The sequence below is a fragment of the Mesorhizobium sp. M0659 genome, from assembly GCF_040320605.1.
Taxonomy (GTDB): domain Bacteria; phylum Pseudomonadota; class Alphaproteobacteria; order Rhizobiales; family Rhizobiaceae; genus Mesorhizobium.
Window position 1 is genome coordinate 553,587 of record NZ_JAMYPY010000001.1, and the last position, 17,888, is coordinate 571,474.

At 62.1% G+C, this 17,888-nt stretch carries 16 protein-coding genes and 1 pseudogene; 6 read left to right on the forward strand and 11 right to left on the reverse strand.

Annotated elements, in window-relative coordinates:
- Positions 1-43: 43 nt before the first annotated feature.
- Positions 44-1,006 (forward strand): RgsD C-terminal domain-containing protein, encoded by a 963-nt coding sequence (locus NKI31_RS02810; protein ID WP_023695450.1) that lies wholly within the window; start codon positions 44-46, stop codon positions 1,004-1,006.
- Positions 1,007-1,162: 156 nt separating this feature from the next.
- A complete protein-coding gene (locus tag NKI31_RS02815; protein ID WP_023818143.1) occupies positions 1,163-2,053 on the forward strand; it encodes an ankyrin repeat domain-containing protein in 891 nt (296 codons plus the stop codon).
- Between the two features lie 84 nt (positions 2,054-2,137).
- Here NKI31_RS02815 and NKI31_RS02820 read toward each other — a convergent pair whose 3' ends face one another.
- The 6 genes and pseudogenes from NKI31_RS02820 to NKI31_RS02845 form a co-directional block, all read right to left on the reverse strand.
- Positions 2,138-3,076, reverse strand: coding sequence for a lysophospholipid acyltransferase family protein (locus NKI31_RS02820; protein ID WP_352650299.1), 939 nt, complete (start codon positions 3,074-3,076; stop codon positions 2,138-2,140).
- A gap of 85 nt (positions 3,077-3,161) precedes the next feature.
- Positions 3,162-5,135: a threonine--tRNA ligase gene (gene thrS / locus NKI31_RS02825; RefSeq protein ID WP_352650301.1), complete on the reverse strand. Its 1,974-nt coding sequence runs from the start codon at positions 5,133-5,135 to the stop codon at positions 3,162-3,164.
- A 221-nt stretch (positions 5,136-5,356) separates the two neighbouring features.
- Entirely contained in the window at positions 5,357-7,120 is a 1,764-nt protein-coding gene (locus NKI31_RS02830) for a tetratricopeptide repeat protein (protein WP_352650303.1), read from the reverse strand.
- 134 nt (positions 7,121-7,254) lie between these two features.
- Positions 7,255-8,071 (reverse strand): annotated as a pseudogene (blaOXA, locus tag NKI31_RS02835) (class D beta-lactamase).
- A 156-nt stretch (positions 8,072-8,227) separates the two neighbouring features.
- A complete protein-coding gene (yidD, locus tag NKI31_RS02840; protein WP_023667617.1) occupies positions 8,228-8,596 on the reverse strand; it encodes a membrane protein insertion efficiency factor YidD in 369 nt (122 codons plus the stop codon).
- 123 nt (positions 8,597-8,719) lie between these two features.
- On the reverse strand, positions 8,720-8,878 hold the full coding sequence (locus NKI31_RS02845) for a hypothetical protein (protein WP_023667618.1): 159 nt from the start codon (positions 8,876-8,878) through the stop codon (positions 8,720-8,722).
- A gap of 94 nt (positions 8,879-8,972) precedes the next feature.
- On the opposite strand from NKI31_RS02845, the gene NKI31_RS02850 reads away from it, so the two are divergent.
- Positions 8,973-9,890: a LysR substrate-binding domain-containing protein gene (locus NKI31_RS02850; RefSeq protein WP_023725698.1), complete on the forward strand. Its 918-nt coding sequence runs from the start codon at positions 8,973-8,975 to the stop codon at positions 9,888-9,890.
- A gap of 26 nt (positions 9,891-9,916) precedes the next feature.
- On the opposite strand, the gene tolA is transcribed toward NKI31_RS02850, so the two are convergent.
- Together tolA and NKI31_RS02860 are read right to left on the reverse strand one after the other, a co-directional pair.
- The gene (tolA, locus tag NKI31_RS02855) at positions 9,917-10,315 is read right to left on the reverse strand and encodes a cell envelope integrity protein TolA (protein WP_156933417.1); all 399 of its coding nucleotides are present in this window, start codon (positions 10,313-10,315) and stop codon (positions 9,917-9,919) included.
- Positions 10,316-10,355: 40 nt separating this feature from the next.
- The gene (locus NKI31_RS02860) at positions 10,356-10,802 is read right to left on the reverse strand and encodes an iron-sulfur cluster assembly scaffold protein (protein WP_023707147.1); all 447 of its coding nucleotides are present in this window, start codon (positions 10,800-10,802) and stop codon (positions 10,356-10,358) included.
- A 241-nt stretch (positions 10,803-11,043) separates the two neighbouring features.
- Here NKI31_RS02860 and folE point away from each other — a divergent pair, with 241 nt between their 5' ends.
- The 3 genes from folE (at position 11,044) to NKI31_RS02875 (ending at position 13,229) form a co-directional block, all read left to right on the forward strand.
- Complete coding sequence (gene folE, locus NKI31_RS02865) at positions 11,044-11,679, forward strand: GTP cyclohydrolase I FolE (RefSeq protein WP_023667622.1); 636 nt, start codon at positions 11,044-11,046, stop codon at positions 11,677-11,679.
- Positions 11,680-11,714: 35 nt separating this feature from the next.
- Entirely contained in the window at positions 11,715-12,173 is a 459-nt protein-coding gene (gene hisI / locus NKI31_RS02870) for a phosphoribosyl-AMP cyclohydrolase (protein WP_023695458.1), read from the forward strand.
- Positions 12,174-12,257: 84 nt separating this feature from the next.
- Positions 12,258-13,229 (forward strand): patatin family protein, encoded by a 972-nt coding sequence (locus tag NKI31_RS02875; RefSeq protein WP_023667624.1) that lies wholly within the window; start codon positions 12,258-12,260, stop codon positions 13,227-13,229.
- A 15-nt stretch (positions 13,230-13,244) separates the two neighbouring features.
- Here the strand turns inward: NKI31_RS02875 and recJ are convergent, their stop codons facing one another.
- From recJ to NKI31_RS02890, 3 genes are all read right to left on the reverse strand, one after another.
- Positions 13,245-15,029 carry a single-stranded-DNA-specific exonuclease RecJ gene (gene recJ / locus NKI31_RS02880; protein WP_352650306.1) on the reverse strand — a complete coding sequence of 595 codons (1,785 nt, stop codon included), beginning with the start codon at positions 15,027-15,029 and terminating at the stop codon, positions 13,245-13,247.
- Positions 15,030-15,278: 249 nt separating this feature from the next.
- On the reverse strand, positions 15,279-16,592 hold the full coding sequence (locus NKI31_RS02885) for a homoserine dehydrogenase (protein ID WP_023815393.1): 1,314 nt from the start codon (positions 16,590-16,592) through the stop codon (positions 15,279-15,281).
- Positions 16,593-16,642: 50 nt separating this feature from the next.
- Positions 16,643-17,860, reverse strand: a complete 1,218-nt coding sequence (locus tag NKI31_RS02890; protein WP_352650309.1) for an LL-diaminopimelate aminotransferase — start codon at positions 17,858-17,860, stop codon at positions 16,643-16,645.
- Positions 17,861-17,888 lie beyond the last annotated feature (28 nt).

Here is a 17,888-nt window from a genome sequence, read left to right on the forward strand (position 1 = left end):
TTAAGCCTTGAAATTGCCACCGCCTTGGGCTTCAACGCAAGGCATGTTTGAGGGGACATCGCGCCTTTTCCTGATTTGGCTCGCCGTAGCGCTGTTTGCGCCGGCCTCGATGGCCATGGCGCAGAATGCCGACGGCATCGGCAATCTGAAACTCCCCGATATTTCGAGCTATGCACCGCCCAAGGGCGAGACGCCGCTGGCACTCGGTGGCGGCGGTGCCATAACGCTGTCGGCGCAGTTGACCGACAAGGGCGCCGACATCACGCGCGGCATCGTCTGGCGCGTCTTCAAGCCCGAGGCCGCCGGCGACGGCAAGCTGCCGATGGTGGCTTCCGCGCATGGCGGCAGCGCCGTGTTCCAGCTCGAACCCGGCAGCTATCTGGTCCACGCCTCATACGGACGCGCCGGCGCCACCAAGCGCATCACCGTCGGCAAGGACGCCAGGCGCGAAAGCCTGGTGCTCGATGCCGGCGGCCTCAAGCTCGACGCGGTGCTGTCGGGCGGCGTGCGTATTCCGCCGAAAAAACTGCGCTTCTCCATTTATGAGGGCACCGCCGAGGCCAATGGCGACCGCGCTTTGATCATTCCCGATGTCGAGCCGAACAGCGTCGTGCGGCTCAACGCCGGCGTTTATCATGTCGTCTCCACCTATGGCGCGGTCAATGCCGTTATTCGCTCCGACATCCGTGTCGAAGCCGGCAAGCTGACCGAAGCCACCGTCGAGCATCGCGCGGCGGAGGAGACCATGAAGCTGGTGCGCGAGACCGGCGGCGAGGCCATCGCCGATACATCCTGGTCGCTGCTCAACGAATCCGGCGATCCGATCAAGGAGGCCGTCGGCGCCTTCGCCTCGATGGTGCTGGCCGAAGGCCAATACACCATCATCGCCAAGAACCGCGACCGCATCTACCAGAAGGATTTCACCGTCGTTGCCGGACAGAACCAGGAGATCGAGGTCCTGGCCACCGAAGCCTCGGCCATCGATCCCGAGGAAGGCGCCGACTAGGTTGTGGACTCATAAGCCCGAAGCCACAGCCGGACGGATCGACCTTGCGATTCGTTTCTAGGCACCGGTTGGAGTGGCTACGATCCGGCATTCGTGGTATGTTTTTGCGGCCTTGAAAGCATGACCCGTACCGCAGTTTGCCTTGGGAGATGCCAAATGCGCATGTCCTTGCTTTTCATTCCACTACTGCTTGCACCGATTGTATCGCATGCCGCCGGCATTCACGACGCCGCCATGAAGGGCGATGTCGCGGCGATCACGGCAGCGCTCGACGCTGGTGCCGGCGTCGATGAGAGCGACGGGCGCACGACACCACTCTATCTTGCGGTCAAAGGCGGTCATTTTGCAGCGGCAAAACTGCTCATTGAACGCGGTGCCGACGTCAACGCCGTCCCGGACCCGCGTTTGGGTCCTGCCCTTATTCTGGCTTTGGCAAAACGCAGGACCGATTTGATCAATCTGTTGCTGGACGGGGGCGCAAATCCAAATTCGAAGCGCAGCCGCGAAAACGCTATCCACATCGCGGTCAATCTCGGTTGCCTCGATTGCGTGAAAGCACTGGTTGAGGCCGGCGCGGACGTGAATGCGAAGACAAAGGACGGCAAGACACCGCTCCATCTGGCAAAATTCAAGGGGCAACGCGAAGTTGCTGACTATCTCATGTCGCACGGCGTCGTGTTGCCAACGCCAGCTCCGATCTCGATGAAGTTGGCTGCTGCCGATGTCGAGAAAGGCCGAACCTACTTCACACACGTGTGCCACGGTTGCCACAATGCCGAGCCACAGGGAGGGATCAAAACGGGACCGAACTTATGGGGCGTCGTCGGCCGCGACAAGGCATCCATGGCAAATATGCGTTACTCCGACACCTTGCTGGCCTTAGAGGGTGTATGGACGTACGAGGACCTGAACAAATATCTGCTTGAGCCCATGCTCACCACGCCGGGTGTTTACATGGAGGTGCCTGGCGTCCCGGACGAGACCGAACGGGTCAACCTGATCGCCTACTTGCGTACACTCAGCGACAAACCGCTCCCACTGCCCTAGGAGCTATTGAGCAAAAGGGCCGAGGTTGTCGAAAAGTTGACCGACTGAACGTCGTTTATGAGTACACGCCCTAGTTAGCGTCTCTCAGGCTGCCTTGCGCCTACGGCGCGGCAGGAAGTGGACGCGGCTGCGCGGTGCGTCGGGCGCCAGATCGAAGACGCCGCGATGAAGGCGATCAAGCAAGGTCTTGCGGTCGCGCAGCGGCTCCAGCTCATCCCAGCGCAGTACGTTGCCGACGCGAACGTCGATCGCTTTGCCGGACAGCCGCGCGAATTCGCGGATGAGCATTGAAAGGCGCAACGTCAGCGACGCCTTGCCGACGAATTTCGCCAGCCTTCCTTCGCGCTCCCCCATGTTCATCGGGCCGCTGACCAGATGGAACAGCCGGCCGTTCTGCCCGGAAAAATGCATCGGCACCACCGACGCCTTGGCGTCCTGCACGAGGCGCGCCGGAAACATCTTCCACGGCAGGTCGCGCGCCCGGCCAAAGCCTCTCGGCGCGGTGGCGACGCCGCCGGCCGGAAATACCACGATGGTGACGCCCTCTTTCAACAGCCGCACTGCCTCGTGGCGCACCGCCATGTTGTTCTTCACCGCGTCCTTGGTCTCGGAAAAGTCGATCGGCAGCGAGTACGGTTCCATTTCGCGGACCTTCAGCAGATCCTTGTGGATCATGACGCGGAACGGACGCCCGAGCTGCTCGACCAGCGACAGCACGGCAATGCCGTCGCCAATGCCGAACGGGTGGTTGGCGACGATCACCAGCGGCGTGTCCGGCAGCCCCGCCGGCGGCCACCGATCGGTGCTGCGCACCTTGACGTCGATCAGCTCCAGCATGCGGCTGAACACCCGCTCGCCCGTCGGCGCCACCTGGCGGCGCCAGAAATCGTAGAGCGCGGCATACCGGTCGCGCCCCGAGAGGCCTTCAATGGAATGGATGAACCAGCGCGTCAGCGCCGGCTGGCTCGCATTGGCGTAGGAGAGTTCGGGAAACGGTCTTTCCCGTATCTTCAGCTTGAGCATGGGGGCTCGTTACAAGGTTCGCGTGACAGGCATGTGAAAATGGCGGTGGATCGCTCCACCGCCATTTCTACGAAACATTGTTTGCTCAGGCCGCGCTTCGCCTGCGGTCGGGCGAAACAGCCTCGTCGGAAAGCAGCTTCAGCGCCTCCGCCAGCTTGAGCGATTCCTGATCGCGCGAGCCGAGCCGGCGGATGTTGACCGTCTCCTCTTCCGCCTCGCGCTTGCCGCATACGAGGATCACAGGAACCTTGGCCAGCGAATGCTCACGCACCTTGTAGTTGATCTTCTCGTTGCGCAGATCCGGTTCGGCCAAAAGTCCTGCCGCCTTCAACTGTGCGACGACCTTTCGCGCATAATCGTCAGCATCCGAGGTGATCGTGGCCACAACCACCTGCAGCGGCGCGAACCACAGCGGGAAATGGCCGGAATAATGCTCGATCAGGATGCCGAGAAAGCGTTCCATCGAACCGCAGATGGCGCGATGCACCATCACCGGCTGCTTCTTTTCCGAATCCGAACCGATGTAGAAGGCGCCAAAGCGTTCCGGCAGATTGAAGTCGACCTGCGTGGTGCCGCACTGCCATTCGCGGCCGATGGCGTCCTTCAGCACATATTCGAATTTCGGCCCGTAGAAAGCGCCCTCGCCCGGATTGATCGAGGTCTTGATGCGGTTTCCCGAGCGCGTCCTGATTGTATCCAGCACGTTGCCCATGATCGCCTCGGCATGATCCCAGGCCTCGTCGGTGCCGACGCGCTTATCCGGCCGCGTCGACAGCTTCACGCTGACATCGTCGAAGCCGAAATCGGCGTAGGTCGACAGGATCAGATCGTTGATGCGCAGGCACTCCGCGGCCAGCTGCTCCTCGGTGCAGAAGATGTGCGCATCGTCTTGCGTGAAGCCGCGCACGCGCATCAGCCCGTGCAAGGCGCCGGACGGTTCGTAACGATGCACATTGCCGAATTCCGCAAGTTTTACGGGCAGATCGCGATAGGATTTCAACCCATGCTTGAATATCTGCACGTGGCCCGGACAATTCATCGGCTTCAGCGCGAACACGCGGTCGTCGTCGGTGTCGTCGCCGGCCACCGTCACCTTGAACATGGCATCGCGATACCAGCCCCAGTGGCCCGACGTCTCCCACAGGCTCTTGTCGAGAACCTGCGGTGCGTTGACCTCCTGGTAGCCCTGCTCGTCGAGGCGGCGGCGCATGTAGTTGACCAGATTCTGGAACATCTTCCAGCCCTTGGCGTGCCAGAAGACGACGCCCGGCCCCTCTTCCTGGAAATGGAACAGGTCCATCTCGCGGCCGAGTTTGCGGTGGTCGCGCTTCTCTGCCTCTTCCAGCATCGTCTGGTAGGCATCGAGTTCAGCTTGCTCGGCCCAGGCCGTGCCGTAGATGCGGGTCAGCATGGGGTTGTTCGAATCGCCACGCCAATAGGCGCCGGCCACCTTCATCAGCTTGAAGGCGTTGCCGATCTGCCCGGTGGAGGCCATGTGTGGGCCGCGGCAGAGGTCGAACCAGTCACCCTGGGAATAGATCTTGAGATCCTGGTCTTCGGGAATGGCGTCGATCAGCTCGAGCTTGTAGCGCTCGCCCTTCTCGGCAAAGACCTTTTTCGCCTTGTCGCGCGACCAGACTTCCTTGGTGAACGGCTTGTTACGCGCAATGATCTCGCGCATCTTCTTTTCGATCACCGGGAAATCGTCAGGCGTGAACGGCTCGTTACGGGCGAAGTCGTAATAGAATCCGTTCTCGATCACCGGCCCGATGGTCACTTGCGTTCCCGGCCACAGTTCCTGCACGGCCTCCGCCAGCACGTGTGCTGCATCATGACGGATGAACTCCAGCGCGCGCGGATCGCTGCGGGTGATGATCTCGACCTTGCCGGACTTGCCAAGCGGGTCGGAAAGATCGCGAACGGTGCCGTCGATGGCATAGGCGACAGCTTTCTTGGCCAGCGACTTCGAGATCGATTCGGCGAGGCCCGCACCGGTCATCGCCGCGTCATAGTCGCGGACGGAGCCATCGGGAAATGTCAGGGAAACGGAATTCAGCATCGGGTATCTCCTATCCAGTCCCGCAAACGAGCGCGGGTGGTCGTGGTGTGAAGCCGGAGGCATCCGGCAGCGGGCGGGTTTTAGAGGCAGCACGGTGTGAGGTAAAGAGCGCTGGTAGTGTGTCAGTTTGAATTCCAGTTGAACGTTGCCATCGGCCTCCCCGATCGGAACGACCAAGGACCGCCACTTTGCAGCCGTTCAAGGCTAGCGCGAGCTTTCACTCACTCGCGCAGGCCTGCCTTGCGCAAGTTCTCGCGAAGATGTTCCAAGTCACCTGAGTTCTTGTATGGCGCCATATCCGAGGTCGTTCTCATCGTGATTGTGGCTCGCGGCTCCAGCTGCAAAATGTGCTCGATGACCTGCTGCGCTTCGTCTTCGCGCCCTAAAGCCGCGTAGCTCGCTGCCAGGTATAAGTGTTGGTATACGGTGTCGAGGGTTCGTAGACCTTCCAACGCCGCGATCGCTTCACGATATCTGCGAACGTCGTAGTAAATCTGGCCAATCTGTAGGATGTACCACTCGGGGTAGTGAGGGTTGAGACGCATGGCTTTTTGCGCCGTCTCAAGGCCTTCCTGTGCCCTCCCACAATAGCTTAGGCAGGAACCGTAATCCAACAGCACGTCGGCGTCATTTGGATTAAGCTCAAGGGCCCGTTGATACTCAACGATAGCGCGTTCGTATTGTCCGCAAAATAGGCAGTGCCCTGCGAGCGCATAGTGCCCCCATGCCTCGGCGTCGTCCCGTACGATCGCCAAATTGGCGTATTTCAGGCCACATGCCAGTGAAGCCTCGGGATTCGCGCTCCAACCGTCGCTTGCGTCGATCATGTGCGTCCAAGCGAGCTTGGCAAACGCCTTTCCGAACTTCGGATCGAGTTCGCCTGCCTTCTCAAAGAGTTCCCGAGCACGCAAGTTGTCTTGTTTTGTGTAGCGGTTGAGAGACTCCATGCCGCGCACGAAATAGTCCAGCGCCTCAAAATTCCGCGTCCCCGCGACTTCCGGGCGCTCTTGCCACGCCTTTAACAGTCGGCCTCCGTACGCTGTGGCTAAACTGCCGATTATTCTTTCAGTGACATCGTCCTGCACGGCAAAGATGTCCTCGATGCCTCGGTCGTAGCGCTCTGCCCAAAGGTGCCGCCCAGTCTTGCCGTCAATGAGCTGGGCGGTAATCCGGACCCGGTCCTTCGACCTCTGTACACTGCCCTCCAAGATATAGCGGGCACCCAGCTCTCGGCTGGCATCCTGTATCTTCGTGGCTTTGCCCTTGTAAGCAAACGTCGAATTACTGGCGATGACGGAAAGATCGCGAAACCGAGACAATCCGGTGATGACGTTCTCTGTGATCCCATCCGCAAAGTAGTCCTGCTGACGGTCGTCGCTCATATTGACGAACGGCAGCAAAGCGATGGATGGCTTATCAGCAAGCGACGCCGGCGAAATGGGGGCCGCTTCGGGACCGTCGAGGCGCACCGCATAAGCTCGCACGGGGCGTTCAATATTTTTAAGTATCTGCTCACCAATGTCGTCGAATTGCAGTTCAAGCCGGTTTCCGAGGTGATCTCGCACCGTGCCCGAAACCATAACACCTCCAACAGGAGCGATGCCTTCGAGCCTTGTCGCCACGTTCACGCCGTCACCCAACAGATCGTCATCCTCGACGATTACGTCACCGAGGTTGATCCCAACGCGGAATTGTATTCTTCGGTCCTCGGACAGTTTTGCGCTGCGACCCGACATGGCACGCTGCATAGCAACGGCACAAGCCACGGCGTTCACGACACTTGGAAACTCGGCGAGGATGCCGTCGCCAGTCGTTTTGAAGATGCGACCTTGGTGCTCGGCCATATTTGGGTCGATAAGGTAGGCCCGTATCTCCTTCAGATCGGCAAGTGTGCCGGCCTCGTCGCTGCCCATCAGGCGCGTATACCCCACCACGTCAGCGGCCAGAATTGCGGCAAGACGGCGTTGGACGCGTCCTTCGGTCATGTGGTGCATTGCTTTCAAGAGCAACAGGACCGGGATTGTAAGGGCGACGACCGACAGAGTCCACGAGCCGGAACGTCGACTGATACATTTCCGCAGCGGTCATTGGCACAGCCGCCGGGATTTGTCGCGGCAACTCACTTCACGAGTTGCGGCAACTCCCTCAGTAACGCCGCGCGTGTCGCCGGGCCTTTCGGCATGTCGATCGGCTTGGTGTCGACGACCAGCCGGGCAAAGACGATCCGGCGGCCGCCCTTTTCGGCCCAGCCGACGAACCAGCCCAGCGCGCGCTTGTCCTTGCTGTTTCCCAGCCTGGTGCTGCCGGTCTTGCCCCGCACCGTCCAGCCGCCGGCCTGGAAAGTCGGCAGGATGGCTCGGGTCATCTCATGCGCCTTGGCAGAAACCGGCATCTTGCCGGCGAGCAGCTGGCGCAGGAAGGCTGTCTGTTCGACCGGCGATATCTCAAGCGAGGAATTTATCCAGGATTGCGTGAGCCCGTTGTCCTTGTCGCGCATCGCCCGAGACATCCATGTTGCCGTAGCCGAATTTCGAGACGTAGCCGGCAAAGCTTTTTGCGCCGAGCCGGCGCACGATCTCGCGCGAATACCATACGATCGAGTCGCGCTCCCAGATCGTCGGGTCGACGGCTTTGTGGTCGCGGCTCACGGCCCTGAATTCAGGCTTGTAGTCCCAGGTCGGCGTATGCGCATCGCTCAGGATACCGCTGTCGTAGCCGATCAGCGCCAGCGGCACCTTGAAGGTCGACGCCGGGCTGACGCGTTGGTCGCAGACGCCGCTTTGATAGAGCGTCTCGCCGCTCGCCGCGTCCTGGATAAGCGTGCAGGCGACATCGCCAAGCGGAGCCGATTGCGCCCGCATCGGAAATCCCAGAAACCAGGCCAGCAGGAAGAGGACCGCGGCAATGATGAAGGGATGGGTTTCGATCCGACGCATGTGGGCTCTCCTGGGAATGAACAGGAGGCGCTTAGCGAAGTGTCTTGGCTCGATTTTGACTCAAATGCGCAGTCTTTGTGCAGCCCGTTGTTAACCTTACCGGATTGTAAAGAATGCCGCGCTGGCGATCTGGATCAGGGACCAGCGCGCCCGCCGTCAGGCCTCGCCGCGCTTCCTGCCGATCTGCCAATAACGCCATGGCATGAACCAGACATAGCGCTGATCGAGTACCTCCGGCACGCGATCGATGCCATGCGAACCGAAAGGGCCGCAGCGCAGCACGCGGAACAGCCCCATGAAGCCGCCGGCCCACAGACCATGGCGGGCGATCGCCTCATGCGCGTATTCGGAACAGGTCGGCAGATGCCGGCAGGAATTGCCGACAAATCCGGACAGCGTCAGTTGATAGAGGCGCACCAGCGACGTGCCGAAAATGCGGCCGGGTGTTTTGCGCCAGGGACCGGGCCAGTTGCGCCCGCGCCGGGTCCGTCCGGCGGCATGCACATGCCGATGCTGGTCGCCCACCGCAGTCTCTTTCCGAACGCGACCCGAAACCGGCTTCCGGGTCAGCTTGCGTTTCCAAACCGATAGATGTGAGCTTCGGCCGGCAAACGCAATCCTCTTCACTCACTCGCCTCTTTGTCGGCTTCAGGGTCGCGAGCGGCGAAAGGGATGCCGCTCCGCTGGAGCCGCCCAGCGGGTGGCCGGCCTTTGCTCGGTGCGCTGCACATGATGCTGCCTGTCGCCACGCCATTGAAACGTCGCGATCCGCATCACATCGCCAAAGATTTCCAGAAACTGGATCATATCCGTGTCTCCTCTAAGAGCGGATTAGACGCCCGCTGGCCTTCGCCTTCAAACGAGTATAATTTCCGGTTCGGATAACTTCGGGTTATGCGAAATGAAGCGCGGACGGTTGCCCCTGACGGCGTTGCGAAGTTTCGAGGCAGCCGGCCGGCAATTGAGCTTTAGCCGGGCCGCCGAGGAGCTGTTCGTCTCGCAGGCCGCCATCAGTCGGCAGATCCGCGAACTCGAGCAGTTCTTGCGCCAGCCCTTGTTCCGCCGTCATCACCGCCGCGTCGAGCTGACCGAGGCCGGCCAGCGCCTGCTCGATCAGTTGGTCAGGAGTTTCGACGACATCGACAGGCTGCTTTCGGACCTGGTGGCTGCCCCGGCGCAGTCGGTGGTCCGCGTCAGTGTCGAGCCGTCGCTGGCCTCGGTATGGCTGTTGCCGCGGCTCAACCGCTTCAGCCAGTTGCGGCCCGATATCGACGTTTCCCTCGAAGTCGACCCAAGGCCGATCGAGTTCCGCAGCGATCAGCCCGAACTCGCCTTGCGCTTCAGCGCGCGCGCCACCTCATGGCCGCGCAGCGAGGCCGAATGGCTAGCCTCGACCGTCGATTCACCGGTCCTGTCGCCCACCTTGCTGGCATCGGGCCCTGCCCTCGAAAAGCCGCTCGACCTTGCCCGCTACACGCTGTTGCACGAGGAGAATCGTCAAGGCTGGGCGCGCTGGTTCGAGGCAGCCGGCGTCGCCGCCGACGCCATTCCGGCGCGCGGCCCTATGCTGGCGGATGTGTCGCTGTCGAAGCAGGCGGCCCTGCTCGGCCACGGCGTGGCACTGGGCGACCTGTTGCAGATCGGCGAGGAGATTGCATCCGGCGCGCTGATCAAGCCGTTCGACATTGATGTCGCATCCGGCGCCTACTGGCTGGTCGCCAAGAGTTTGAAGGACCTGCCGGAACCGGTCAAGGCGTTTGCCGACTGGGTGAGAAGCGAATTTGCCGAAAGCAGACGGGCGCAGACACTGCAGACCTAAGCCGGCGTAATCTTAGCGTTCGGCTTCTATTTCTGCTGCGGGGTGGATGACATGTCTCGGGCGTCGAAATTGACAGTGATCTCGCGCCAAGCCTGGTAGCTGTCGACATAAGCGGCAAGGCCAGTGAAGGGCGCACAACGGGCAATTGCCCGAACTGCGCTTTGATTGAACATCTTGCCCTGTGGCTCTGTCGCGGGGTTGAGTACCTTTGGCGGTCCCGCCAGCGAACCATCCCGGTTCAGGCTGATTTGGACGCGCGTGATCGTGATCACTGATCCGTCGCCGACTGGGATATTCCAGCAGCCAGCCAGCTTGTCAAAGAGATAGGTGGCGGCCTTCTGCTGCGAAGCGCTTTCTTCTCCGGCAGCATAGCCACTCGTCACCAGCGAAACCGCAACGCCCAAAGCCACCATCAACCAATGCAAGCACTTCCTCCGTCATGGCCTGCGCGAAGTCTGCGCTATGTCACGCTGCTTCTTCGGCGCGTTTCTTCTCGATCTGACCGATGGCATCGACGACCGCATCGAAGGTCAGCATGGTCGAGGCATGGCGCGCCTTGTAGTCGCGCACCGGCTCCAGATATCTCAGATCGGCAAAGCGGCCTTGCGGCGGCGCGCCATTTTCCTTGAGCATCTTCAGCATGGTGTCGCGCACCGCCCGCAATTCGTCGGCGCTGGCGCCGATGACATGTTGAGCCATGATCGAGGACGAGGCTTGGCCGAGGGCGCAGGCCTTCACGTCATGAGCGAAATCGGTGACGACGCCATTGTCCATCTTGAGGTCGACGGTTACCGTCGAGCCGCACAATTTGGAATGAGCCTTGGCACTCGCATCCGGATGATCGAGCCGGCCTATGCGGGCGATGTTTCCGGCAAAACCCAGAATTTTCGCATTGTAGACGTCGTCAATCATATTTTTCCAATCCGTCGCCGCCAAGCGAACAGCGATTGCCGCTGTGGCGTCTTTCATTCGCTGCGCACGACCATATATAATGCTGGCAGTCGGGTATCGACAAGGCAACGCAGAGCCATCGTCCTTGCCCATTTCGTTCACGCCGCTTGCGGGCTGGAAACCGGGCGAGTTTTCAGCACCCGAAAGGTCGTGGTCCGTTCAACTCGTTCCTCCTGAGAGAGGAACTACGGGAGACGCCTTTATGGATGCCGTCATCAAGAAAATCATGCCCCCTTCCGACTATCTGGACAAGCCGGTCACCGACAGGCCGAGCGAAGCCGAGGTCGAGGCCGCCGTGCGCACGCTGTTGCGCTGGACCGGCGACAATCCGGACCGCGAGGGCCTGATCGACACGCCCAAGCGCGTCACCAAGGCCTTTCTCGAAATGTTCAACGGCTATGACATGTGCCCGGCCGAAGAACTCGGCCGCACCTTCGAGGAAGTCGCCGGCTATGACGATCTCGTCATCGTCAGGGACATCCAGTTCCACTCGCATTGCGAGCACCACATGGTGCCGATCATCGGCAAGGCGCATGTCGGCTACCTCCCGGACGGCAAGGTCGTCGGCCTGTCCAAGATCGCCCGTGTGGTCGATATCTTCGCCCATCGCCTGCAGACTCAGGAGGCCATGACCGCACAGATCGCCGGCGTCATCCAGGACGTGCTCAATCCGCGCGGTGTCGCCGTCATGATCGAGGCCGAGCATATGTGCATGGCCATGCGCGGCATCCGCAAGCAGGGCTCCACCACGCTGACCTCGACCTTCACCGGCGTGTTCAAGGACACGCCCGAGGAACAGGTCCGTTTCGTCACCATGGTGCGCGGCCTCGGGGCGTAAGCCTCTCGCCGGCATCGCTAGATCAAGGACCGGCGATGTCGGCACTAACATTTCCCAAGGCTCCATCAGACAAGAAGGCTCTCGAAGAAGGCGCGGTGTTTTCCCCGCGCTTCGATGCTGCCGGGCTGGTCACCGTCGTCGTCACCGACGCCGCTGACGGTATGCTGCTGATGGTCGCGCATATGAATGCCGAGGCGCTGGCGCTGACGCTCGAAACCGGCATCGCGCACTACTGGTCGCGCTCGCGCAGCACGCTGTGGAAGAAGGGCGAAACATCAGGCAATTTTCAGACCGTCGTCGAGATGCTCACGGATTGTGACCAGGACGCCATATGGTTGCGCGTCAAAGTGTTGGGCCACGACGCAACTTGTCACACCGGCCGGCGTTCATGTTTTTATCGGACGGTGGGGCTAATCGGCGGCAAGGCAACGCTTGCCGACGATGGCAGCACGCCGCTGTTCGATGCGGAAAAAACGTATCGGAAGCCCGCGTGAACCATTCAACAGTCGCAAACCACTCATATTCACTATTCTCAAACGTCCTTCCTGTAGAACGGACGCGGGACAAGGGAGATCATGATGCTCGAGTGGGCGTCATTGCGTAGCAGACCGGACGTGCGGGAGGCCAATGGCCCCTCATCGTCCGGCGGGGTGCCTGACCCGCAACCCGCGGGCAAGACAGGCATTTCGCTCGCGCTGGGCGGCGGCTGCGCACGCGGCTGGGCGCACATTGGCGTGCTGCGCGCGCTCGACGAAGCCGGCATCGAAGTCTCGATGATCGCCGGCACCTCGATCGGCGCGCTGGTTGGCGGCTGCTATCTCGCCGGCAAGCTGGACGAACTCGAGGAGTTCGCCCGCAGCCTGACCAAGCGGCGCATCTTCGGCCTGCTCGACCTCAATCTGCGCGGCAGCGGCCTGTTCGGCGGCATGAAACTGGACGTCAGGCTGCGCGAGCACATGGCAGGCATCCGCTTCGAGGATCTGACGAAACCCTTCGTGGCCGTTGGCGCCGAAATTCGCACCGGCCATGAGATCTGGCTGTCCAGCGGTTCGCTGATCACCGCGATGCGGGCTTCCTATGCGCTGCCCGGCGTGTTCGAACCGGTGAATTGCAACGGCCGCATTCTGGTCGACGGCGCGCTGGTCAACCCGGTTCCGGTTTCGGTCTGCCGCGCCTACGAGCAGCCGCTGGTCGTCGCGGTCAACCTTCACTACGATCTGTTCGGCCGCGCCGCCGTCATCAAGCACAGCGCCGGCGAACTGCTCATCGAGAAGGACGCGCCCCGGCCAGGCCAGGCCAGCCCCGACCACCAGCCGCACCAGAGCCGTCTCGGCATCACCGGCGTCATGGTCGAAGCCTTCAACATCATCCAGGACCGGATTTCACGCGCAAGGCTGGCGGGCGACCCGCCCGACATGTCGCTGCAACCGAAACTCAGCCATATCGGCTTGACCGAATTCCACCGCGCGGATGAGGCGATCAGCGTCGGTTACCAGGCGACGATGGCGCAGATCAGCGAGTTGAAGCGGCTGCAGACGGTTCTCGCTTAAACCAATTCGGCAATGTCAGGCTTTGGCCGCATCGGTGATGCGGAACTGCACCGTACGGTTGCCGTTCCAATAATTCCCCGACAGCGAGCCGGCGACATGGATCGTGTTGCCCCTGTTCTTGAACAGGAATTCGCCCAGCGCGGTATCGACGGATCGAAAGGCGATGCCCTGGATGCGGCCGCCGCTTTCCGACTGCAGATCAGCCCGGATGTGGTTGGTGCCGACGGCCCGCGCGTCGGCCAGCCGATGGCGCGGCAGCGCGAACACCGGCGCGACATGGCCGGCGCCGAAAGGCCCGGCCTTTTCCAGCGCATCGAGCAAAGCAATCGTCGCGCCCTCGGCGGCGAGCGCGCCGTCGACGGCCAGACTTTCTTCGTCCTGCAGCCGGAACACTTCGGCCGCCGCGCGCTCCTCGAAGAAAGCACGGAGTTCGCCGAGCTTGCCGCGTTCCACCGTGATGCCGGCGGCCATGCCGTGGCCGCCGCCCTTGACGATCAGCCCGGCATCGGCGGCTGCGCGCACCAGCCGTCCGAGATCGAAGCCCGACACCGAACGGCCAGAGCCGGTGCCGATGCCATTGGCGTTGAAGGCGATGGCGAAGGCCGGCCGCCGCGCATGGTCCTTCAGCCGCGAGGCGATCAAGCCGACAATGCCGGGATGCCAATTGGTGCTGGCGGTGAGGATGATGGCCGGCCCGTTGCCGCCGGCAAGTTCGGCGTCAGCCTCGGCGCGCGCCGCTGCCAGCATCTCCATCTCCATCTGCTGGCGTTCCTGGTTGAGCCGGTCGAGTGTCTCGGCAATGGTCCCGGCTTCAACCGGATCGTCGGTGGCGAGCAGCCGGCTGCCGAGTGCCGCATCGCCGATGCGGCCGCCGGCATTGATGCGCGGCCCAATCAGATAGGCGAGATGAAAGGTGCTTATCGGCTCACCGATGCGGGACACCCGCGCCAGTGCGGCGAGCCCCTCATTCTTCTGCTGCCGCGCCATCTGTAGTCCCTTGACGACGAAAGCGCGGTTCACGCCGATGAGCGGCACCACATCGCAAACCGTGGCCAGCGCCGCCAGGTCGAGCAACGACAACAGGTCCGGTGGCGATGCGTCGGGCAATCGGCTGCGCAGGACCCTCGCCGTCTGCACCAGAGTGAGGAAGACGACACCGGCGGCGCACAGATGGCCTTGCCCGGAAAGGTCGTCCTCGCGATTGGGATTGACGACTGCGGTCGCCTCCGGCAGCGGGCCGCCGACCTGATGGTGGTCGAGCACCACCACATCGGCGCCTGCGGCCTTGGCGGCATCGATGGAGACAGCGCTGTTGGTGCCGCAATCGACGGTGACGATCAGCGTCGCGCCGCGCGAGACCAGTTCGCGCATAGCCTCCGGATTGGGGCCGTAGCCCTCGAAGATGCGGTCGGGAATGTAGATCTCCGAAGGCACCGAGAAATGTGTCAGGAAGCGCTTGAGCAACGCCGAAGAGGCGGCGCCGTCGACATCGTAGTCGCCGAAGATTGCCACCTTCTCCTTGGCCATGACCGCTTCGGCGATGCGGGTCGCAGCCTTGCCCATGTCGGTCAGCGAAGCCGGACACGGCAACAGATTGCGGATCGTCGGATCGAGGAAGCGCTCGGCCTGGTCCGCGGTGACGCCCCGCCCGGCGAGCACGCGCGCCACAATGTCGGGCACGCCGTGGCCCTGCGCTATGGCCAGCGCAGTCATGTCCTGCCGCTCGCTCAACCGGTGTTCCCAGGAAACACCGGTCGCCGACTGCCTGACATCGAGGAAGAAGCGTTTGTCGCCCGTCATAGGGAGCGTAGTCTACAGATTGTCATTTCCGGCAATATGCGACGGCTAAACAGGAAAGTCTCAACTTTTCCACCTCCTGGTGACGCGCCTTGATCTCGCGGCTCACGCCTCCGCCAGAACCCGATGATGATTGGTGGGTTCGACCTGAAATCTCAATCCGGCTCCAAATCAAAGAGATAGAGCATTATGGCGTCCGAAACCACTTTTCAGCAGCAGCATCAATCGGTTAAAGGAGAAAAATGACTTGGCCTAGCCCGCACGCTCGATGCGGATAACCTGCGGCTTGTCTGTGAGGTGGCCGTCCTTGGTGATGCCGTCGACAGCCTTGCGCACCGCTGCTTCCGTCGTCTCGTGGGTGACCAGGATCACCGTCTTTTGCGCGTCGGTCTCACCGCTGACGGCATGCTGGACGATCGATTCCAGCGAAATGTCGTTGTCGGCCATGCGCTTGGCGATCGCGGCAAAGACGCCGATGCGATCATGCACGGTCAGTCGGATGAAATAGCCGCCGGCATGGCTGCGCATCTGCGCCTTCTTGTAGGGCCGCAGTTCCTTGGCCGGCAGGCCGAACACCGGACCGTGCTGGAAGCCCGGCCGGCTCTTGGCAATGTCGGCGATATCGCCGACCACGGCGGACGCGGTGGCGTTGCCGCCGGCGCCGGGGCCGGAGAGCAGCAGCTCGCCCAGAATGTCGGTTTCGATGGCCACCGCATTGGTCACGCCATGCACCTGTGCGATCACCGACGCGGTCGGCACCATGGTCGGGTGCACGCGCTGCTCGATGCCGCTGTCGGTGCGCTGCGCGACACCGAGCAGTTTTATCCGGTAGCCGAGATCGGCGGCAGCGCGGATATCGGCCTGGCTGATATTGGAAATGCCTTCCATGTAGATGTCGTTGGCGGCGATCTTGGTGCCGAAGGCCAGGCTGGTCAGGATCGACAATTTATGCGCCGTGTCATGGCCCTCGATATCGAAAGTCGGATCGGCTTCGGCGTAGCCCAGCCGTTGCGCGTCCTTCAGGCACTCGTCGAAGGAGATGCCCTCGGCCTCCATGCGGGTCAGGATGTAGTTGCAGGTGCCGTTCAGGATGCCGAAGACGCGGGTGACCGAATTGCCGGCCATCGCCTCGCGCATCGTCTTGATGACCGGGATGCCGCCGGCAACTGCCGCCTCGTAGTTGAGCAGCACGCCCTTCTTCTCGGCGATTTCGGCAAGCGCCACGCCGTGCTTGGCCAACAGCGCCTTGTTGGCGGTGACGACGTGGCGCCCAGCCTCAAGTGCTGCCTTGACCGACGAACGCGCCGGGCCTTCATCGCCGCCGATCAACTCGACAAAGACGTCGATGTCGGCGGTCTGCGCCATCTTCACCGGATCATCGAACCATTTGGCGGCGCTGAGGTCGACGCCACGGTCGCGCTTGGCATTGCGAGCCGAAACAGCGGTGACGATGACATCGCGTCCGCACTGGCGCGTCAGCTCCGCTGCCTTGTCGCGCAGCACGCGCGCCACCGAGGCGCCAACCGTACCCAGACCCGCAATTCCAACACGCAACGCTTCAGCCATGCCCGGCGACGCCCCTCAAAAAATCTACTCGAATAAGATGTGCGGCGACTTTAGCGATGCCCGGCGAGCGGCACCACATTGTTCGGCTGCTTGGCGCTGGACGCCAGGAAGCGCTTGATGTTGCGCGCCGCCTGCCGGATCCGGTGCTCGTTCTCGACCAGCGCGATGCGGACATGATCGTCGCCATGCTCGCCAAAGCCGATGCCCGGCGCCACCGCCACGTCGGCGTGCTCGATCAGGAGCTTGGAAAACTCAAGCGAGCCGAGATGCTTGAACGGCTCCGGGATCGGCGCCCAGGCGAACATCGAGGCAGCCGGTGCCGGAATGGTCCAGCCGGCGCGGCTGAAGGCGTCGACCATGACGTCGCGGCGCTTCAAATAGACCTCGCGCACTTCGGCGATGTCGGCGCCGTCGCCATTCAGCGCATGCGCCGCCGCCACCTGGATCGGCGTGAAGGCGCCGTAGTCGAGATAGGACTTCACCCGCGTCAACGCCGAGATCAGCCGCTCATTGCCGACGGCAAAGCCCATGCGCCAGCCGGGCATGGAGAAGGTCTTCGACATCGAGGTGAACTCGACGCAGACATCGATGGCGCCCGGCACTTGCAGCACCGAAGGCGGCGGATTGCCGTCGAAATAGATCTCCGAATAGGCAAGGTCCGACAGGATGATGATGTCGTTCTTCTTGGCGAAGGCGACCACGTCCTTGTAGAAATCGAGCGAGGCGACCAGCGCCGTCGGGTTCGACGGATAGTTGAGGATCAATGCCAGTGGCTTCGGGATCGAATGACGGACACCGCGCTCGAGCGCCGGGATGAAGCCGTCATCCGGCTCGACCTGCAGCGAACGGATGACGCCGCCCGACATGATGAAGCCGAAAGCATGGATCGGATAGGTCGGGTTGGGGCACAGGATCACGTCGCCCGGCGCGGTGATCGCCTGCGCCATATTGGCGAAGCCTTCCTTCGAACCGAGCGTCGCCACCACCTGCGTGTCGGGATTGAGCTTCACGCCGAAACGGCGCTGATAATAGGCGGCCTGGGCGCGGCGCAGACCTGGGATGCCGCGCGAGGAGGAATAGCGATGCGTGCGCGGATCGCGCACCACTTCGCACAATTTGTCGACGATCGCCTTCGGCGTCGGCAGGTCCGGATTGCCCATGCCAAGGTCGATAATGTCGGCGCCGCGCGAACGGGCGCTGGCCTTCAGCCGGTTGACCTGCTCGAACACGTAGGGCGGAAGCCGGCGGACCTTGTGAAATTCTTCCATGTCAGTTCCAGACGATTTAAGATTGGCT

Bases quoted from the DNA above. Each gene is read 5' to 3' on its own strand.
- thrS (WP_352650301.1), bottom strand. From the start codon at position 5,135: ATGCTGAATTCCGTTTCCCTGACATTTCCCGATGGCTCCGTCCGCGAC.
- NKI31_RS02875 (WP_023667624.1), top strand. From the start codon at position 12,258: ATGCTCGAGTGGGCGTCATTGCGTAGCAGACCGGACGTGCGGGAGGCC.
- NKI31_RS02830 (WP_352650303.1), bottom strand. From the start codon at position 7,120: ATGACCGAAGGACGCGTCCAACGCCGTCTTGCCGCAATTCTGGCCGCT.
- NKI31_RS02810 (WP_023695450.1), top strand. From the start codon at position 44: ATGTTTGAGGGGACATCGCGCCTTTTCCTGATTTGGCTCGCCGTAGCG.
- hisI (WP_023695458.1), top strand. From the start codon at position 11,715: ATGTCGGCACTAACATTTCCCAAGGCTCCATCAGACAAGAAGGCTCTC.
- folE (WP_023667622.1), top strand. From the start codon at position 11,044: ATGGATGCCGTCATCAAGAAAATCATGCCCCCTTCCGACTATCTGGAC.
- NKI31_RS02860 (WP_023707147.1), bottom strand. From the start codon at position 10,802: ATGATTGACGACGTCTACAATGCGAAAATTCTGGGTTTTGCCGGAAAC.
- NKI31_RS02820 (WP_352650299.1), bottom strand. From the start codon at position 3,076: ATGCTCAAGCTGAAGATACGGGAAAGACCGTTTCCCGAACTCTCCTAC.
- NKI31_RS02885 (WP_023815393.1), bottom strand. From the start codon at position 16,592: ATGGCTGAAGCGTTGCGTGTTGGAATTGCGGGTCTGGGTACGGTTGGC.
- NKI31_RS02890 (WP_352650309.1), bottom strand. From the start codon at position 17,860: ATGGAAGAATTTCACAAGGTCCGCCGGCTTCCGCCCTACGTGTTCGAG.
- NKI31_RS02850 (WP_023725698.1), top strand. From the start codon at position 8,973: ATGAAGCGCGGACGGTTGCCCCTGACGGCGTTGCGAAGTTTCGAGGCA.
- NKI31_RS02815 (WP_023818143.1), top strand. From the start codon at position 1,163: ATGCGCATGTCCTTGCTTTTCATTCCACTACTGCTTGCACCGATTGTA.
- recJ (WP_352650306.1), bottom strand. From the start codon at position 15,029: ATGACGGGCGACAAACGCTTCTTCCTCGATGTCAGGCAGTCGGCGACC.
- NKI31_RS02845 (WP_023667618.1), bottom strand. From the start codon at position 8,878: ATGATCCAGTTTCTGGAAATCTTTGGCGATGTGATGCGGATCGCGACG.